The 1,111-nt window shown below is 70.5% G+C and carries 1 protein-coding gene; it reads left to right on the top strand.

Annotation, left to right across the window (positions count from 1 at the left end):
• A partial coding sequence (locus JYJ84_RS37255; protein WP_275890779.1) for a DUF3971 domain-containing protein occupies positions 1–1,111 on the top strand: 1,111 nt, incomplete at both ends.

The raw sequence follows: 1,111 nt of genomic DNA, 5'->3' as shown, positions 1-1,111 counted from the left end.
TCGATGCGAACGAAACAGGCGGCAGCGCGCATTTCGACACGGTCAACGCGGCCGTCACGGTCCCCGGCGAATTCGACGAGCCGCGCCTGACGTTCGACCGGTTGCGCGGCAACGCCCGATGGGTGATCACACCGGCGGCCGGCGACAAGCACGCGCGCGTCGACGTGACACTGCCCGACCTGCTCGTCTCGAACCCCGATGCCGAAATCGCGGTGTCCGGTTCGTACACGAACCCCGGCCACGGCCGCGGCACGCTCGACCTGCGCGCCGATTTCGCCCGCGCGTCGGTGGCGCGCATTCCGCGCTACCTGCCGACCGGGATGTCCGAACACCTGCGCGACTATCTCGGCCACGCGCTGCAGGACGGCCAGGTGACCAAGGGCGCGTCGATCGTCGCACGCGGCCCGCTCGAGAAATTCCCGTTCGAACACGAGCCGGACGCCGGCGTGTTCCACATCGTCGCGCCGTTCACCGGCGGCCGTTTCGAGCCGACGCCGTACCCGCCGCGCAAGCTCGCGAACGGCACGCCGAGCGTCTGGCCGGCGCTCGACGGGATCGACGGCGTGTTCGAGCTCGCGCAGAACAAGCTGCGCTTCGACATCCACCGCGCGCACTACAAGCGCGTCGCGCTGACGAAGGTTGCAGGCCGCATCGACGATCTCGGCAATCCGACCCACTCGCCGCTGATCATCGACGGCCATGCGCAGGGCCCGCTGGCCGACCTGATCGACTACGCGGACAACAGCTCGCTCGGCACGATGAGCGGGCATATCGGCCAGCGGATCGACGCGCAGGGGCCCGCGTCGCTCGGGCTCAAGATCACGATTCCACAGCACGTCGCGCATCCGCACACGCACGTCGAAGGCGCGCTCGCATTCGGCGGTAACACGCTGACGACCAGCGGCGTACCGCCGCTGTCGGCACTGCGCGGCAGTGTCCGGTTCACCGAGGCCGGCGCATCGCTGCACGACCTGTCCGGCCGCTTCCTCGGCGGCCCGGTGCGCGCGAACGGCAACTTCCAGTCGCACGGCCCGTACACGGTGGACGTGGACGGCCGGCTCGCGCTCGACGCCGCGCGCGGCCTGAACCTGCATGGCCCGGCCGCCGCGCT

Source organism: Burkholderia sp. LMG 13014 (assembly GCF_905232215.1).
In the GTDB taxonomy this organism is placed as follows: Bacteria; Pseudomonadota; Gammaproteobacteria; order Burkholderiales; family Burkholderiaceae; genus Burkholderia.
This window is presented reverse-complemented; position numbering and strand designations above follow the sequence as displayed.